At 40.4% G+C, this 15,488-nt stretch carries 19 protein-coding genes and 1 tRNA gene; 13 read left to right on the top strand and 7 right to left on the bottom strand.

Annotation, left to right across the window (positions count from 1 at the left end; genetic code table 11):
• Nucleotides 1-35 precede the first annotated feature (35 nt).
• From FJ354_02175 to FJ354_02145, 7 genes are all read left to right on the top strand, one after another.
• Nucleotides 36-530 carry a nicotinamide-nucleotide adenylyltransferase gene (locus tag FJ354_02175; protein ID MBM3905475.1) on the top strand — a complete coding sequence of 165 codons (495 nt, stop codon included), beginning with the start codon at nucleotides 36-38 and terminating at the stop codon, nucleotides 528-530.
• A gap of 35 nt (nucleotides 531-565) precedes the next feature.
• On the top strand, nucleotides 566-1,711 hold the full coding sequence (locus FJ354_02170) for an alanine--glyoxylate aminotransferase family protein (protein ID MBM3905474.1): 1,146 nt from the start codon (nucleotides 566-568) through the stop codon (nucleotides 1,709-1,711).
• Nucleotides 1,712-1,737: 26 nt separating this feature from the next.
• A complete protein-coding gene (locus FJ354_02165; GenBank protein ID MBM3905473.1) occupies nucleotides 1,738-2,487 on the top strand; it encodes a peptidylprolyl isomerase in 750 nt (249 codons plus the stop codon).
• A 42-nt stretch (nucleotides 2,488-2,529) separates the two neighbouring features.
• Entirely contained in the window at nucleotides 2,530-3,402 is an 873-nt protein-coding gene (locus tag FJ354_02160; protein ID MBM3905472.1) for a ribose-phosphate pyrophosphokinase, read from the top strand.
• Nucleotides 3,403-4,344, top strand: coding sequence for a methyltransferase domain-containing protein (locus FJ354_02155; protein ID MBM3905471.1), 942 nt, complete (start codon nucleotides 3,403-3,405; stop codon nucleotides 4,342-4,344).
• Nucleotides 4,341-5,240 (top strand): ribonuclease Z, encoded by a 900-nt coding sequence (gene rnz, locus FJ354_02150; GenBank protein MBM3905470.1) that lies wholly within the window; start codon nucleotides 4,341-4,343, stop codon nucleotides 5,238-5,240. Before FJ354_02155 ends, rnz begins: the two co-directional genes overlap by 4 nt.
• A 494-nt stretch (nucleotides 5,241-5,734) precedes the next feature.
• Nucleotides 5,735-6,457, top strand: coding sequence for an NAD-dependent deacylase (locus FJ354_02145; protein ID MBM3905469.1), 723 nt, complete (start codon nucleotides 5,735-5,737; stop codon nucleotides 6,455-6,457).
• Here the strand turns inward: FJ354_02145 and FJ354_02140 are convergent.
• The 3 genes from FJ354_02140 to FJ354_02130 form a co-directional block, all read right to left on the bottom strand.
• Complete coding sequence (locus FJ354_02140; GenBank protein MBM3905468.1) at nucleotides 6,447-7,250, bottom strand: hypothetical protein; 804 nt, start codon at nucleotides 7,248-7,250, stop codon at nucleotides 6,447-6,449. The genes FJ354_02145 and FJ354_02140 overlap by 11 nt on opposite strands.
• 73 nt (nucleotides 7,251-7,323) lie before the next feature.
• The gene (locus FJ354_02135; protein MBM3905467.1) at nucleotides 7,324-7,713 is read right to left on the bottom strand and encodes a hypothetical protein; all 390 of its coding nucleotides are present in this window, start codon (nucleotides 7,711-7,713) and stop codon (nucleotides 7,324-7,326) included.
• A complete protein-coding gene (locus tag FJ354_02130; GenBank protein ID MBM3905466.1) occupies nucleotides 7,710-8,258 on the bottom strand; it encodes a dephospho-CoA kinase in 549 nt (182 codons plus the stop codon). The genes FJ354_02135 and FJ354_02130 overlap by 4 nt, the downstream gene beginning before the upstream one ends.
• A gap of 72 nt (nucleotides 8,259-8,330) precedes the next feature.
• Here FJ354_02130 and thpR point away from each other — a divergent pair, with 72 nt between their 5' ends.
• From thpR to FJ354_02115, 3 genes are read left to right on the top strand one after another with little or no spacing between them, the layout of a single operon-like run.
• Entirely contained in the window at nucleotides 8,331-8,867 is a 537-nt protein-coding gene (gene thpR / locus FJ354_02125; protein ID MBM3905465.1) for an RNA 2',3'-cyclic phosphodiesterase, read from the top strand.
• Nucleotides 8,864-10,192: a CCA tRNA nucleotidyltransferase gene (gene cca, locus FJ354_02120; protein MBM3905464.1), complete on the top strand. Its 1,329-nt coding sequence runs from the start codon at nucleotides 8,864-8,866 to the stop codon at nucleotides 10,190-10,192. The genes thpR and cca overlap by 4 nt, the downstream gene beginning before the upstream one ends.
• Complete coding sequence (locus tag FJ354_02115) at nucleotides 10,167-10,925, top strand: serine/threonine protein kinase (GenBank protein ID MBM3905463.1); 759 nt, start codon at nucleotides 10,167-10,169, stop codon at nucleotides 10,923-10,925. The genes cca and FJ354_02115 overlap by 26 nt, the downstream gene beginning before the upstream one ends.
• Before the next feature lie 480 nt (nucleotides 10,926-11,405).
• Here FJ354_02115 and FJ354_02110 read toward each other — a convergent pair.
• Nucleotides 11,406-11,480 (bottom strand) — tRNA-Pro (locus tag FJ354_02110).
• Between the two features lie 56 nt (nucleotides 11,481-11,536).
• On the opposite strand from FJ354_02110, the gene FJ354_02105 reads away from it, so the two are divergent.
• The gene (locus tag FJ354_02105; protein ID MBM3905462.1) at nucleotides 11,537-11,746 is read left to right on the top strand and encodes a hypothetical protein; all 210 of its coding nucleotides are present in this window, start codon (nucleotides 11,537-11,539) and stop codon (nucleotides 11,744-11,746) included.
• 161 nt (nucleotides 11,747-11,907) lie between these two features.
• Here the strand turns inward: FJ354_02105 and FJ354_02100 are convergent, their stop codons facing one another.
• Nucleotides 11,908-12,648, bottom strand: a complete 741-nt coding sequence (locus FJ354_02100; GenBank protein MBM3905461.1) for an SDR family oxidoreductase — start codon at nucleotides 12,646-12,648, stop codon at nucleotides 11,908-11,910.
• A gap of 65 nt (nucleotides 12,649-12,713) precedes the next feature.
• On the opposite strand from FJ354_02100, the gene FJ354_02095 reads away from it, so the two are divergent.
• Nucleotides 12,714-12,920, top strand: coding sequence for a nucleotide-binding protein (locus FJ354_02095; protein MBM3905460.1), 207 nt, complete (start codon nucleotides 12,714-12,716; stop codon nucleotides 12,918-12,920).
• A gap of 82 nt (nucleotides 12,921-13,002) precedes the next feature.
• Here the strand turns inward: FJ354_02095 and FJ354_02090 are convergent, their stop codons facing one another.
• Complete coding sequence (locus FJ354_02090; protein ID MBM3905459.1) at nucleotides 13,003-13,278, bottom strand: hypothetical protein; 276 nt, start codon at nucleotides 13,276-13,278, stop codon at nucleotides 13,003-13,005.
• A complete protein-coding gene (locus tag FJ354_02085) occupies nucleotides 13,278-13,829 on the bottom strand; it encodes a hypothetical protein (GenBank protein MBM3905458.1) in 552 nt (183 codons plus the stop codon). Before FJ354_02085 ends, FJ354_02090 begins: the two co-directional genes overlap by 1 nt.
• Before the next feature lie 151 nt (nucleotides 13,830-13,980).
• Between FJ354_02085 and glnA the strand changes: the two genes are divergently transcribed.
• Entirely contained in the window at nucleotides 13,981-15,441 is a 1,461-nt protein-coding gene (gene glnA, locus FJ354_02080; protein ID MBM3905457.1) for a type I glutamate--ammonia ligase, read from the top strand.
• Nucleotides 15,442-15,488: the final 47 nt, after the last annotated feature.

Genomic DNA, 15,488 nt, shown 5'->3' with positions numbered 1-15,488 from the left:
GTTTAGTTTTTAAATCAAGTGAAGGCAAAAAAATCATGGATGGTCTTCTCATAGGCAGATTCCAGCCTTTCCATTTGGGGCATTTAGCCGCAGTAAAATTTGCATTAACTCAGGTGGATAATTTGGCAATAGGAATCGGCAGCTCTAATCGATTCAATGAAAAAAGAAACCCATTCACAGCAGAAGAGCGAAAAGAAATGATAGACTCATCCATGGAAAAATCTGATTTACAAAAATGTAAGATCTATTTTGTACCAGACGTAAACGATCATGCCAAGTGGACTTATCACGTTGACAGTATCATTCCAAAATATGATGTGGTATTTTCAAACGATGATTTTACGCATGAATTGTACAAAAAGCGAGAAATCCAAGTGATATCAGTTCCATTAAAACAGAGAGAAATCTTGTCTGGAACTGACATTAGGCAAAAAATAGCAACGGGTCAAAGCTGGGCCGAGTTTGTCCCACAAGGAACCGCAAAAGTAATGCTGAAAATTAATGCACAAAGTCGCCTAGCCAAACTTTAGTTTTAAATAAAGCCCGCAAAACAATCAAACTGCTTATGGAATATCTAGTCATGTTGCCTGGTCCAACAAACGTACCAGAGCGAGTAATGCGCGCAATGATGACACCGATGATAAATCATCGAAGTGACGATTTTGTAGAATTATACCAAGACGCTGTAGAAAAAACACAAAAAGTTTTCAAGAGTAGTGGTGAGGCAGTCTTGCTTTCAGCGTCAGGAACAGGAGCTGTTGAGGCAAGCGTTGTCAATATTGTAAAGCCGGGAGACAAAGTAATCATACCAACAAACGGAGAGTTCTCCGGAAGATTGGCACAGATGCTGGAATGGGCCGGCGCCAAAGTCATAAAACTGGAAAGCACACCTGGTACAAATGTAACATTTGATCAAGTAAAGGAGGCATTTGACAACAACAAGGACGTCAAGGCGTTCTATTGCGTATGGAATGAGACCTCGACAGGAACCATGATAAATTATTTGGATAGAATCAAGGATCTTACCGCAAGAAACGACGCATTCTATGTAGTAGACGGTGTTTCAATTGTCGGCGGCGAAGACCTGGAAACGGACAAGTGGGGAATCGACGTTGCGATGACGGGAGCACAAAAGGCATTTGCAGCACCACCAGGAATCTCGCCAATTGTTGTAAACGAGCGAGCCAAAAAATACATGAATGCAAATCCGCCGAAGACAATGTACTTTAATTTATCAAGATATTTCCACTATTACGAAGAGGCAAAGCACACGCCATTCACGCCAGCCCTCCCATTGTTATATGCATACAGAGAGGCAATGAACATCATACTAGAAGAAGGAGTAGATAATAGAATCAGAAGACACCGAGTCTGCTCACAGGCACTCTATTCTGGATTATCCGAGCTTGGTCTGACTCCATTTGCAAAAGAAGACGCAAGATCTACAGTTGTCGTTGCGCTAAACTACCTAGAAGGATTAGAGGATAAGACCTTTAGAAACACACTTGCAGAAAAGTTCCGAGTTCTGGTTGCAGGCGGATTTGGAAACCTCAAGGGTAAAGTGTTCCGTGTTGGCTGCATGGGTGAGGTTCAAAAATACCACGTTATGCGAACAATTTCTTCAATCGGCTCCACACTAGAAATGATGGGCTACAAGACCAAGCAGATGGAAGCCCTCAAAGTTGCCGAAGACAAACTCAAGCAGCTTTAATATTAGGAAATTCGAGGAGCGATCGCATGGCATTCACTAAAGGCTCATTGATTCTGATTGATTATACTGCCAAGGTAAAGGACTCTAACGAAGTAGTAGAGACCACTATTGCAGACGAGGCAAAAAAGCACAACCTATTCCAGGAAAACATCAAGTACCAACCAAAACTGGTCTCAGTAGGTGAGTCCTGGGTTCTAAAGGGTCTTGATGATGCTTTGGCAGGAGCAAAGATGGGCGATAATCTGACAGTAGATGTTACACCAGACAAGGGCTTTGGCGAGCGCGACACTGGAAAGGTCCGCATGATTCCACTAAGAAAGCTAGGCGAAGACGCAGACAAGGTCGGTGTCGGCGACACTATCGAAGTTGATCAGAAAACAGGAGTCGTAAGATTTGTCGGTTCTGGCAGAGTCCAAGTTGACTTCAACCACAGACTAGCAGGAAAGACAGTAGTGTATGATGTCAACATACTAAAATCACTAGAAATACCTGAAGACAAGATAAACGGCATTCTAAAAAGACATCTTCCAGTTGAGGATTCAAAGATATCATCAAAGCTAAACGGTAACACACTTGATGTTACCATTCCAGAAGAGATCTTTGGTGCAGAAAGCCTGAGAATTATCAAACACTTTATCCAGATGGACGCCTTCAAGTTTGTCCCGACACTGGAGAAGATCAATTTTGTTGAGACATACGTAAACAAAAAGGCAGAAAAGAAAGAAGAAAAGGCGGAAGAGGCAAAACCAGCTGAAGCTGCTCCAGCAAAAAAATAAACACTCCCAAAACTTAAGAGTCCCTCCTCGATTGTTGAATTATTGTCAGTAGTTACTGTTATTGGTGGAAAGGCGTCTGAAGATCTAGCAAAAAGACTGGCAAGAAAACTAAGGGCAAAATTTGTTTCATCTGAGCTTCGAGTCTTTCCAGATGGTGAGAGTAAGGTTACAATTTCTGCAAAACCCAAAGGCAAAATAATCGTAGTAAATTCGACATACCCACCAGTTGATACAAACCTGATGCAGACATTATCTCTTATCTCAAAAGCAAGGCAGTTCTCAAACCAAGTAATATGCGCAATACCATACATGGGTTATGCACGCCAAGACAGGGAATTTCTTCTTGGAGAGATAGTCACATTGTCTGTTATTGCTAAGCTTCTCTCGGCTGCAGGCGCATCAAAAGTAATAGTAGTTGACATGCACAGCATACTTGGGCTCAAGCACTTTACCATTCCAATAAGAAATGTTTCTGCCGTGCCGGAGCTTGCCAATTATCTCAAAAAGATCAAGCTCAAAAATCCACTTGTTGTATCACCAGACTTGGGAGGAAAAGAGCGGGCAAAGGAATTTGCAAGGCTCTACGGAACTGACTATATTGCATTGCAAAAACAGCGTGACAGAAAGACAGGCAAGGTTCAGATCATGACTGGAAACCTTGACGGAGTAAAGGGACGAGACTTAGTACTAGTAGACGACATGATAAGCACCGGTGGAAGTATTGTAAAGGCAACACAGTTTCTCAAGAAGCAAAAGTGCGGACGAATCTATGTGGTATGTACTCATGCATTATTAATTGACAATGCCGAAAAGAAAATCAAAAAATCCGGTGTCTCTGCCATTATATCTGCAAACACAATTCCTGGTAACACATCAATAGTAGATGTCTCTGGAGTAATTGCAAAGGCAATCTAAATGCCAGAAAGCTTTTTTCTAGTTTCAAAAGAGTATCCAGAATTAGCAGTAGATGAAGTGGTAACGCTGGTAAAAATGTATGATAGATTTGCCAAGATCAAGACTATTTCCAATTTGATTCTAGTGCAAAGCGTTACTCCATGGGAAAAAATTGCAAGGCGAGCCACATTTGTAAAAACTGCAGGACAGTTATTACGCAAAATGTCCAATGTTTTCTTTGATGAGAACAATTATTCTCTCCTGTTTGGCGCAAAGTCATTCATGTGTAAGGCAATCAATCTCTCAGACAAACCAGTAGACATTCCGGAAATAGAGAGATCATTGGGTAGTATGGTCTCTACTTTTTGCAACGCCAAAGTATCTCTAGAAGACCCAGACGTTGTGATTTACATGATTTTCACAGATGAAGAGAATTTCTTTGGATTTGCCACTAAATTCGAGCCTGCTAAACGACCTGAAAAGCTCATAAAATTTCATCACGAGTTGGATTGGAAGCTTACCAGAGCCATGATAAATCTGGCAAAAATTCACGACGATGAATCAGTCTGTGATCCATTTTGCGGAACGGGTAGCACATTGCTTGAGGCACAATCCATGGGAATCAAATCAATTGGAATTGATTTTGATGAGAAAATGTGCAAAATAACAAGGGACAATCTCAAGAAAAATGGATTTTCTGGTGAAGTATACAACCAAAATTATGATTACATGAATAATCTCAGCTTTGATGGAATTGTAACTGATCTGCCATATGGTACAGCGTCCAAGGTTTCCGAGCCACCAAAGAAAATAATGAAGAAATTTATCTCAAAGATGCCAAAAAAGGCAAAATTTGCCATCATGTGTAAGAAAGGCCTAGACGATGGAGTCAAGCTAAATCTGACAAAAAAATATGAAATATACAGACACAAGAGCCTAACGAGGATGATTCTGGTAAAATGAAGCTAGTATTTTTGGGAACGTCTGCGGCGCAGCCAACAGAAGACAGAGGATTATCATGTATCTGCCTTGAGCGGGAAGGCGAAATTCTGATGTTTGATGCCGGAGAAGGTGCACAGATGTTATATTTGAAATCAGGCCTTGGATGGAACAAGAAAATGAAGATCTTTGTAACACACATGCATGGGGACCACTGCATCGGTGTTCTTGGACTATTGCAAACCATGACATTACAACACAGAACAGAACCTATAGAGATCTACGGCCCAGATGGAATCGAGCAATTTATTGGAGAGAATATTAGAATTTTGCAGTTTGGCCTGTCATTTCCTGTTGTCATTACTGCAGTAAGTCCAGGCATGATATGCGATGAAAAAACATACCTTGTGCGTGCTCAAAAGGCAGAACATTCCGTTCTGGCGTTCTCTTATCTATTTGAGGAGAAGGACAAGTCTGGAAAATTCGACAGGGATCAGGCGGTAAAGCTTGGAATTCCCGAAGGCCCACTCTGGCATGACCTGCAGACAGGAAAAGAAGTCAAAGTTGGCGGTAAGACATTTACACCATCTCAGGTGGTAGGTGAGAAAAGACCTGGCAAGAAAATCGGGATCTCTGGAGACACACGGCCTACCAAACTATTAGAAGAGTTTTTCAAAAATTGTGACTATCTAACATTTGATTGCACGTTTTCTGACAAGCTCAAGGACAAGGCAATAGAAACCAATCACTCTACTGCTAAAGAAGCTGCAATGTTAGCTAAAAATGCAAATGTATCCAATCTAATCTTGACTCATTTTTCTGCAAGATACAAAGATGAGGTCGAGCTGATCCAAGAAGCAAAGATGATACACGGTTCTGTTATTGCTGCAAAAGATCTACTCGAAGTTGAAATAAAGTAGTATTTCTCTAGGTTATCTCATAATTACCACAGTATTATCATGTTGGTGATAATTTTTTGCATGGCTCACAAAGTAGGTACAGCTGATGAATACGAACCTGAATTTCAAGAGTTTATTAAAAAATATGTCAAAATTCAACAATGTGCACCTTACAACAGTGGGTACATTTTGGTTGAAAAGAAGCACAAAAATGATGCTAATAGTTCCAATTCGTACAAATCAAATACATTTTGGGGCTGTTGCTATAACATTCTAGCCAAAAGATTGTGTTAAGATAAGAGATGACATAAGTGATATTGTAAGAGGAAGTTTTTGGATTTCAGAGCTAGTTTTAAGAAAAAAATGAATTGAGGTGTGATTATTTTACAGTCAAGGGTTCATTTGGAGATCATTACAAGTATTATTTTGTGGGTGATTTTTTTGTGCAAGGATTTGAAAGACAGTTAATCCTTCAAAAAGAGTCAATTAACAGTATCTGAAAATAAATTTGTAAAATGTTTGATTCCCTAGCTAGACAAATTAAGGACGCAAAGAAAATAGTCTTTGTCACAGGGGCTGGCATATCACAAGAAAGTGGAATTCCAACATTTAGGGGAAATGACGGCCTTTGGAGAAGATATGATCCGATGCAACTTGCAACAATTGATGCATTCTATGAGGACCCAAAGTTAGTATGGGAATGGTACGAGGAAAGAAGGGCAAACATTCTGGCCGCAAAACCAAATGCAGGCCATTTTGCAATATCTGAGCTTGCAAAATTCAAAGAGGTAATTGTTCTGACTCAAAATATTGATGGACTACACCAAAAATCCGGTAGTAGGAATGTGTTGGAACTGCACGGGAGCATCATCCGCATAAAATGTACCGTTTGTGATTTCAAGGAAAATATTGCAACGTCATTTGACTCTCTTCCACCAAAATGCAAGTGTGGCAACATTTTGCGCCCAGATGTAGTCTGGTTTGGCGAAGGCTTGCCTCAAGATGTTTGGGGAGAAGCCATTTTCCACGCACAAACCTGTGATGTGATGATAATTGCAGGCACGTCTCTGGTGGTGTCGCCTGCAAACACTTTACCGCTATATGCAAAGCAAAACGGAGCTGTGCTAATTGAGGTGAATCCGGAAAAAACAGTAATGTCATCGGAAATGGAACTGTTAGTGAGACAGACATCTGCTAATGCCCTACCAAAGCTGGTACAGCTAGTGTCTACTGGCTAAACACACCATAAATGGTGTTTTCATTATTTCCCTGAGGATTATACACTGACGAATTTACTGTGCCATATTCTGTATGTTCCACTATCATTTCTATTATGTGTGGAGCATCAGAGACATTATCGACACTTGTGTCAAACTTTGATGCAAAAAACTCTCCAGAGAATAATTGCTTTTCAGTATTGCTAAGCGTCACTGTGACTTTGAGTGTCTTACCAGAAGAGTCCTCATAATTGATCAATACGGTGTTGTCTTCATTTTTTGTAGCAGTTAATTTTAATATTTCAAAGATTTTGGTTTGCGGAGTTGGCTCCACTGTTATTGTTTGCTCACCTGTTATAGGATGAGTCAACACTGTTACCTGGACTGGTTTGTGTTTTTCATATTGGCAGTCCATTAGAGTTATGGTGTGCGTCAGTTCTTTTGCTCCGTTGATTGTTTTTGCCATTTTAGGAACAGAAATGTTGCATGTTTTCTCATTCTCATTTCTTTCATAGACTTGGCCTGTGTACACTTCTTTTTTTGACGGAATGGTTAGCTGGTCTTCGATCTTTGGAATCGGGTTTAGCTGGTCCACATTTGGCACGACATTGCCAATTTTGTCGCCGACAACATCGGATGTCTTTTCTAGTTCATAGGAGACTCGTTTGATTGTTGTGTCCTTTAGTCCACCAATGTCTTCTGCTACTGCATTAATTGTGGGATTTACGTTGATGCCTAGCTTGTCTTGCTGGGAATAGACCAGAACTCCGGCTACTGACAAAATTATGCCTAGTAATAGTAGTTTTCCTATCAACAGGCACAGATAATGGTAAAATCATAAAAAATCAGAAAACAAATCCAATTGAGCAAATAGGGAAAAAAACTGACTAAGAGATAAGCCACTCTATTACGCGCTCTATATTCTTCGATGACAAAATAATCTTGATTGGACCCAAAGGAGATTCATCATCATGCTCACATACTGCAACATTATTTGTAAAGGCTGCTTGCTTGTTTAGGTAAAACCAAGTAGAGTTTCCCTCTAGATTTTCGTTTAGTATTCGATAATAGATCTTTTTGGTGTTGTGATTTGATATTGATTCATGAATTTTTGATAGTGATTCAAGCTCTTTTGCTGTTGCCTGTAACGAGTATTTACTTACCTTAATCTCTGCATTATCCAAAATATTGGATATTGCTTGCTCTATTTTGGTAGGATCTTCTGATGGATTAATGGAACAGACTAATTCTATTTTGCAGTCAACTAGAGGGATCATGCAAGCCACTTGGAAATGATTTGATAAGCTGTCTCAATTAGCTGATCGACTGTAAGATTGTTGTTAGATAGTGTCTCATCAGCGAGCGCAATAGAAGCTGATATTCCAACTCCTATCTCCCTGTTGTCTCGCTCATCAAAGCTTTGCCTGCTTTGTGGATCATCGGATCTGTGTCTTAAAGACAGAAAGGTGTAACGAGTGTCAGTTGATGCGTGTACTGCCAATAATTTTACGGTGGTAATTTTTTTTAGTACCTCGATTTCCGCATTGGAACGTACGCCGTCAATTAATACAACGTCGGATTTAGAATTTACAATTTGATCCTTGATTAATTCCGCCACTGCACCTTGGCCATTTTTTTCTCGCAACTCCAGCATGAGTTTTCCCAAGTTTTGACCAGTTGGCTCTAGGTTACACCTTCTTGCCTCTGCACGTACTGCATCACCCATGTTTATGCTAGTAAATCCCTTTTTTTGCAGGCCAGCAGAAATTGTAGATTTTCCTGCGCCAGGCATACCAGTCAGGCACACAATCAGCTTTGTCATGACTAATGTTTTTTGTGCCTGAGTATTGAATTTACCGCAAGCCATTAAAAAGACAAAGATGTGATTTCTCAAATGCGAACATTTGTTGCAGTAGAGATTACTGATGATACGGTTTTGGATTCAATCAGAAATGTACAATCTGAAATTAAAATTTCTGCAAAGCCAGTTGAAATTCATAATATACACTTTACACTAATCTTTCTAGGAGAAATAACAGAAGAAATGGCAAAAAAGGTTCAAGCTCAGCTGGATACAATCCAGTTTTCCTCATTTGATATTGGATTTATTGGAGTAGGTGCTTTTCCAAAGCCCAAGTTTCCGCGAGTAATCTGGATCGGTCTAGACCAAGGAGGGGAAAAACTTGTCGAGCTTGCCAAACTAGTAGAGGAAAAGCTAGCTCCACTGGGTTTCAAATCAGACAAGCCATTCAAGCCACATGCTACCATATTTAGAATAAAAAACAAGACAGGCGACATTACATCACAAATCTCAAAATACTCCTCTGTGAAATTCGGCGCTCAAAAGGTCTCTTCCATCAAGTTCAAGCAAAGCGTTCTTACACCTAGCGGACCAATCTATTCTGATATAGGAGTAATAAACGCAAAATGAACCATATTCTAAAACGGGCAGAAAAGTATACCATTCCATCAGAGAAGCTGCAAAAGCTAAAGGACGTAATTGTGGAGCAGTCAGTCAAGTTAGTACAAAAGGAGGCATCCAAGTATTCCCAGGTAACTGGAATAGAGATTGTTGGCTCTTATGCCAAGGGAACTTGGCTTCCAAAAAGAGCAGATATTGATATTTTTGTAAAATTTCATTCCGATACTTCAGAAAAAGAATTCATAGAGATTGGTAAAAAAATTGGATTTACGGCACTAAAACAATTCAAGCCCTATGTTAGATACGCCGAGCACCCTTTCGTGGAAGCGCAAATTCGTGACACCAAGGTAAACGTGGTTCCTTGTTATGACGTAGAGAAAGGTTCCTGGAAGAGCTCAGCAGACAGGTCCCCATTTCACACAAAATTCATGATAAAATCGTTAACTGACACAATGAAAAACGAGGTAAGACTGCTAAAGTCTTTCTTGAAGGCAAACGACATCTATGGTGCTGAGATTGCCAAGCAGGGTTTTTCTGGCTATGTGGCAGAGGTTCTAGTTCTGAATTTCGGTTCACTTGAAAATGTATTAAAGGAAATTTCGCGGCTAAAGGCAGGTCAGGTAATCGGAAAAACAACAAAGCGGTTTGATACGAAGATTGTCATAATTGATCCAATTGATGAGAACAGAAATCTTGGAGCCGCAATATCTAATGAAAATATTGGAAGGTTTGTTCTAGCTGCACGGTCATTTTTGCGCAAGCCGGCCTTATCATTTTTCACAATAAAGAGGAAAAGCGCTAAGATGGACACAAAAAATGTTCTGGTTTTATCATTTAGGTACAAGCCACGAAGTCCAGATATCATCTGGGGCCAGATAAAGCGAGCTGCAACATCTCTTGCCACACAAATGAATCAGGCAGGGTTCTCCGTGTTAAAGAGATCCGCTACCATATCTGAGAATAATATTGCATCTTTGTTGTTTTTATTACAATCAAAAAAGCTGGATAATCTGAAGACACGGCTCGGGCCAGAGTTCTTTGTATCAGAACATGTGGAAAAATTCATTGCTGCAAATAAAAAGAAAAGCCTGGCAATGTGGATTAATGATGATGGGCAGGTTTGCTCTCTCCAGAAAAGACAAAATACAGATGCGCAAAAATTCCTAAAATTACTCATCCAGTACAACATAGAAAAATCCGGAGTTCCTGCTGGCCTAAAATCAGAGATTAAAAAATTTAAAATCATAACTGCAAGTGCCGCAAAAGGCAAATCCATTAAAGAGGCTGCACGGGAACTCGTCTCAACGGATGAGACAATTTTTTCCAATAAGTGATCTAGTCAAGGAACCATATTCTGCAATACTTGGATATCCAAGGGCGACTAGGGCTCAGCTCCAATCAAGGGCAAAGGAGCTCAAGAGTCTAGGCATAGACGGAGTGTCATTTGAGGGTCCAATGACACTCGATAAGATTTGTGTATTGGGCAAGGGCTATGCAGGAATTGTGGTCTTGGCCAAGATAGGTACAAAAAAAGTCGCACTCAAAATCCGCAGAACAGATTCGCCAAGAAGAGACATGAAAAATGAAACCATATTGCTAGGGGCTGCAAACAAGGTAGGCGTAGGGCCCAAACTAATAGCTAGCGGCAAGAATTTTGTCGTAATGGAGTTTTTGTCTGGTGTCAAAATCTACGACTGGGTTGCCGAGCTAAAGGGTAAGGGAAGTGCTACAAAGCTAAAAGATGTCATAAAAAAAGTTCTGACTGACTGTTACAAATTAGACGAGGCTGGTCTTGACCATGGGGAATTGAGCAACATAACAAAGCATGTCATTATAGGTAAAAGTATTACTATGATCGACTTTGAAAGTGCCAGTTTAGACCGTAAGACATCTAATGTTACGTCAGCTTCCCAAGCAATCCTGATTGGCTCGGGTCTTACAAAAATGGTAAATAGAATTTACAAGCTACCACCAAAGCAAAAAATTATTTCTGCTTTGCGAGATTACAAGGAAAAAAGAACTAGGCAGAGCTTTGATGATGTACTAGGAGTTCTCAAGTTGGTTTGAGAGCTGCACAAAAATCTCAAAAAAGACTTGAAATTAGCCAAAGTAATTGATTAAGTAGAAAAATATAATCTACCAATTATAAAAAATCCGTACTAATCATTAGTCAGGTAATCATAACATAGCAGCTCGCTGGTAATGAAGCTGATTCCATTTCCACAGATTTAGAGAAATTTTTGGTAGATTTCCAAAACTGGCTGATGTTCTAGAGACATCTGATATCAAGCTGTGAAAGACCAGTTTAGCGTACGTGGCAGTCTCATATCAAGGATTTGTCTAGTATAGTGGAATCTAAGGATCTTAGATTTTCATACGTGAAAAATCTCAATGATGAAGTAGTTGTACATCTAACAAAAGTTCAACTCCGGTAGGCATGTTGGCGATAACCTCAAACGCCTGTTAGATGTACCATTGTATAGCTATTACCCAATATGTTGTTCGGAATGGACGTAAACGATAGAAAGTTGAAATTTTTACAAAAAATGGGGCCGGTGAGATTTGAACTCACGATCTCTAGCACCCCAGGCTAGCATCTTAACCAAGCTGGACTACGGCCCCTAAAAAGCTAGGCAAGACGTGAAATAATTAAATCCTGACGATACCACCAATAACAGATGAAAATCTGCTCTATTTGCAAAAAGATCTCAGGCACTGATCAAGATCACCTAGACTGCCAAGAAAAACTACGAATAGAAACAGAGGTAGAAGACTTCAAGAGAACCATCACAGAAAAGCTAGATTTTATGAAGAATGTAGACAATGTCAGCTCTGATCTCAAGGCACTGCTTGGCCACATGAGTAGAGAAAAGACAAAAGAATCATAGCCATTCTCAGTAAACTCTTTTGATGTTAATGCTTCAACCAAGTCCATCAAGAAATAGTCTTTTTTGTCTACAACATAATGGAACAATCAAACAAATTATACGAATTTTGTTGGCAACTGCTCATCCCCAAAATCCGCCGCCTAATATGAGAATTTGTTACTTTATCGTTCTTGCGTGGTGGGCCTAATCAAAATTTCATTGACATTCATGTGTGGTGGTGACTCGACTGCAAATAATATAGCATTTGCAATATCTTCTGCCTGTAGTGCGACCATTTTCTTAGCTGATTCGACAAATCCCTTCAAAGACTCATCGGTAATGGTGTCGTTGAGCTCTGTTGCAACAACCCCTGGCTCTATGGAAGTAACGCGAATGTTGTACCTGATACTAAACTCTTGCCTTAATCCTTCAGAGAACGCAGCAACCGCGTGTTTTGTTGCGCAATAAACCGATCCAGCAGGAAATACAATTCTTCCGGCAACCGATGACAGATTCACAATGTGGCCGGACTTTTTTGCAACCAAATGCGGAATCACAGCACCCGTGCAATACAATACACCCTTGATGTTGACGTCAACCATCTGATCCCATTCAGAGACTTTCAAGTTTTTAAAAAAGCTAAGAGGCATCAAGCCAGCATTGTTAACCAAGATATCGACTGTTCCCCATTTTTGTATCACCGCATCTACAAAGGAATCGCAGTCTACCTTTTTTGTCACATCAAGTTTTTGCATAAAGACCTCGCCGCCGTCCTTTTCAATTTGTGATTTTATCTGCTCTAACCTGTCTGTTCTGCGCGCACCAATTGCTACCTTGGCGCCTGCCTTTGAGAGTGCCCGAGCGGTTGCCTCGCCTATTCCGCTAGATGCACCAGTAATAATAGCAACTTTACCTTCAAGCATGATACCATTTTCTGGATGATTGTTTTATGTTTTTAGTTTATTAGAAGTTCCACAATAATAGCATCATGAAGAAAGTAAATTGCACTTATTGCGGAAACGAGACAGACCTCCCCTTTGAGTGTAATTACTGCAAAGATGAGTTTTGCGCAGAGCACCGACTTCCAGAAGAGCATAGATGTGTCAAGCTTGACTCAATTCGCGCAAAACGCTTTGGTGAAAAAAAGATAATCCGCCAAAAAAAGGGTTTTTTCTCTACAATATTTGGAAAATAATTGTTTTAATTCTTTGTTCATTTTTCAGAACTAATTTTTGAAAAAACTTCCATTATTTTCCATTTTAGCCTATAAATGAAATCTAGTATATTGACTTGCCCGGTTTTATTTTGGATAGTCTTGCCTGATACAATAACGCAGCAGCTAGCGCAAACAAAACAAACGCAGTAAGCCAGTGGGCAGTAATTAACGTAATATACGCGACCCCAAACCCAATTGATACCATAGCCTGCGATGCAAGCTTGATCCAATTTTTGAGCTTGATTACGCGAAATATCATTTCTATTACAAAGAGCGCGGCAACAGGATACACAGTCAGTAAAACAAAGTCAATTACGTCTACGTCTATGTGCGACATTAGTCCACGCTTATCTTTATTGTGATGTTCTTGGCAATGAGTGCCTGGGCATTCTCGTTTGGAATTATTGCAATTTCCTCTGCCTTGTACGGGCCATATTTGGTAAAGTCAGCACCCACAAACTGGTCGAAGTCCTTGAGAAACCTAACAGACACTGGCTTGGTCTTGTGTTTTTTTGACACAGATTCTAATAATTTGGTCCTGCCGTTCAGCGTTGCAGACAAAATCATCTCTTTTCGCTCCAGCTGGTCCTGCGCTGATTCAATGATGTATTTTTCCTCATCTAATAGATTAGTCAGGTTCAAGCCCCCATGGCTTACCTTGCTTATTCTAGTCTTGACTAATAGTGTCACTATATTGGTAATCATATCTACGAGTCGGGCTTTGATCTTGCTTTCAATTCCATCATATCCTTCGCTTTTTAGCTTGCCAAGGTATCCAGAGAGATTTCTATAAAATTGCGGCTCTAGTTCCTGCACTGTGTCATTTTCTATTTCCCGAACCAGTGTGGAATACAACAGGTTTAGATCAATTTTTTTTGCTTCCGACATTTGTTATCTAGGGCCCATTAGGATATTTAGGTTCATAACTTTTCATTCCTGTTTTTGCTGTTTTGGTTAGTCAGACAGACATTACCCTCAGAAAAGCCAAAAATTAAGCCTTAAATCCAAGGCGCATCCGATTGAAATCTGAGGGAGCAAATTGCCATACAAAGTATTTCACGGCGAAACAACTCAAGTCAAGTATTCCCCTGACGAGGTTTTTTCAAAAATAAAGCACGAAAATATTAGATTCATCGATTTACAATTTTCAAGTCTAGTTGGAAGATATCACCACACGACAATTTCCGCAGATACATTTACCCCGGACCAAATGAGGGATGGTCTGCCAAAGCTCGACGGCTCGTCCATTGTTGGATTTACCAGTGTTGATGATTCAGATCTGGTCCTCAAGCCAGACCCGAACACATTTGCTGTAATTCCATGGGTCACTGAAAAAAAGACAGCGCGACTAATCTGTGATGTGTATTGGGGAAAAGGTAGGGGAAGACTAGAGCGCGATCCAAGAGCAATTTCGCAAAAGGCAGAGGAATACCTCAAGACACAGGGTTTTGATTTTAGCTATTGGGGCCCAGAAGTAGAGTTTTTCGTATTTGACAAAGTTCATTGGGATGTTCTGACTCCATACAAGGGTCAGTCCTATTCCATAGAATCCAAGGAAGCACCGTGGAGTCAGGAAGGAACTGGCTATCCAATGGGATTGCAAGAAGGTTACTATCCAAGCACACCATCAGACACGCTAACAGAATTTAGAAACGAATGCGTCGATGTTCTAAATGAACACTTTGGAATTTTGTGCGACAATCACCATCACGAAGTGGCAACTGCGGGACAGTGTGAAATCGATATCAAATATGATTACATGACAAATGCTGCAGATGGTGCGCAGACATACAAGTATGTCGTTAAGAACATTGCACAAAAGTTCGGCAAAGTAGCTACCATGATGCCCAAGCCCATATCCATGGATGCAGGCTCTGGTATGCACACAAACGTCAGCCTCTGGAAGGACGGCAGAAACTCATTTTACGATAAGGATGATAAAAACGAGATCAGCCAAATCGGCAGATATTTCTGCGGAGGAATCCTAAATCACGCAAGGGCACTCTGCGCCATAACAAATCCATCTACAAACTCGTACCACAGGCTGGTCCCAGGTTATGAGGCACCAGTGTATATCGCGTGGAGTCCAAGTAACAGATCAGCTGCAATTCGTGTGCCAGAGCATTTCAGGGGAGAAAAATATGCCTATCTAAAACGATTCGAATACAGAGCTCCTGACCCATCATCGAACCCATATTTGGTCTTCTCTGCAGTATTGGCCGCAGGCCTAGATGGAATAAAGAAAAAGATGGATCCAGGTGACCCAGTTTTAGAGAACATTTACCACATGACAAAAGAGGAAAGGATGAAACGTGGAATCAAGACGGTTCCAGCAAATCTGGGCGAGGCAATAGACGAATTGGAAAGTGACCGCAAGTTCCTCAATCCAATTTATTCTAATGATGTAATTGATAAAATCATAGAATTAGGCAGAAAGGATCATCGTGAGATCTCTATTAGACCTCACCCGCATGAATTCTATCTTTATTTTGACGTTTAGACTAGTGGTCTGCCAGTAAGTTGAAGAATAAAGAATAGTGAAATAGC

The sequence above is a fragment of the Nitrososphaerota archaeon genome (assembly GCA_016872055.1).
In the GTDB taxonomy this organism is placed as follows: Archaea; Thermoproteota; Nitrososphaeria; order Nitrososphaerales; family Nitrosopumilaceae; genus Nitrosotenuis.
The sequence above is the reverse complement of the archived record's forward strand: the minus strand, read 5'-3'. Positions and strand labels throughout refer to the sequence as shown.

What these genes read in the sequence shown, in the direction of transcription:
- FJ354_02175 (MBM3905475.1), top strand. Translation starts at nt 36, where the DNA reads ATGGATGGTCTTCTCATAGGCAGATTCCAGCCTTTCCATTTGGGGCAT.
- FJ354_02105 (MBM3905462.1), top strand. Translation starts at nt 11,537, where the DNA reads ATGAAAATCTGCTCTATTTGCAAAAAGATCTCAGGCACTGATCAAGAT.
- FJ354_02135 (MBM3905467.1), bottom strand. Translation starts at nt 7,713, where the DNA reads ATGATCCCTCTAGTTGACTGCAAAATAGAATTAGTCTGTTCCATTAAT.
- FJ354_02095 (MBM3905460.1), top strand. Translation starts at nt 12,714, where the DNA reads ATGAAGAAAGTAAATTGCACTTATTGCGGAAACGAGACAGACCTCCCC.
- FJ354_02090 (MBM3905459.1), bottom strand. Translation starts at nt 13,278, where the DNA reads ATGTCGCACATAGACGTAGACGTAATTGACTTTGTTTTACTGACTGTG.
- FJ354_02085 (MBM3905458.1), bottom strand. Translation starts at nt 13,829, where the DNA reads ATGTCGGAAGCAAAAAAAATTGATCTAAACCTGTTGTATTCCACACTG.
- cca (MBM3905464.1), top strand. Translation starts at nt 8,864, where the DNA reads ATGAACCATATTCTAAAACGGGCAGAAAAGTATACCATTCCATCAGAG.
- FJ354_02165 (MBM3905473.1), top strand. Translation starts at nt 1,738, where the DNA reads ATGGCATTCACTAAAGGCTCATTGATTCTGATTGATTATACTGCCAAG.
- FJ354_02130 (MBM3905466.1), bottom strand. Translation starts at nt 8,258, where the DNA reads ATGACAAAGCTGATTGTGTGCCTGACTGGTATGCCTGGCGCAGGAAAA.
- FJ354_02115 (MBM3905463.1), top strand. Translation starts at nt 10,167, where the DNA reads ATGAGACAATTTTTTCCAATAAGTGATCTAGTCAAGGAACCATATTCT.
- FJ354_02155 (MBM3905471.1), top strand. Translation starts at nt 3,403, where the DNA reads ATGCCAGAAAGCTTTTTTCTAGTTTCAAAAGAGTATCCAGAATTAGCA.
- FJ354_02170 (MBM3905474.1), top strand. Translation starts at nt 566, where the DNA reads ATGGAATATCTAGTCATGTTGCCTGGTCCAACAAACGTACCAGAGCGA.
- rnz (MBM3905470.1), top strand. Translation starts at nt 4,341, where the DNA reads ATGAAGCTAGTATTTTTGGGAACGTCTGCGGCGCAGCCAACAGAAGAC.
- FJ354_02100 (MBM3905461.1), bottom strand. Translation starts at nt 12,648, where the DNA reads ATGCTTGAAGGTAAAGTTGCTATTATTACTGGTGCATCTAGCGGAATA.
- thpR (MBM3905465.1), top strand. Translation starts at nt 8,331, where the DNA reads ATGCGAACATTTGTTGCAGTAGAGATTACTGATGATACGGTTTTGGAT.
- FJ354_02145 (MBM3905469.1), top strand. Translation starts at nt 5,735, where the DNA reads ATGTTTGATTCCCTAGCTAGACAAATTAAGGACGCAAAGAAAATAGTC.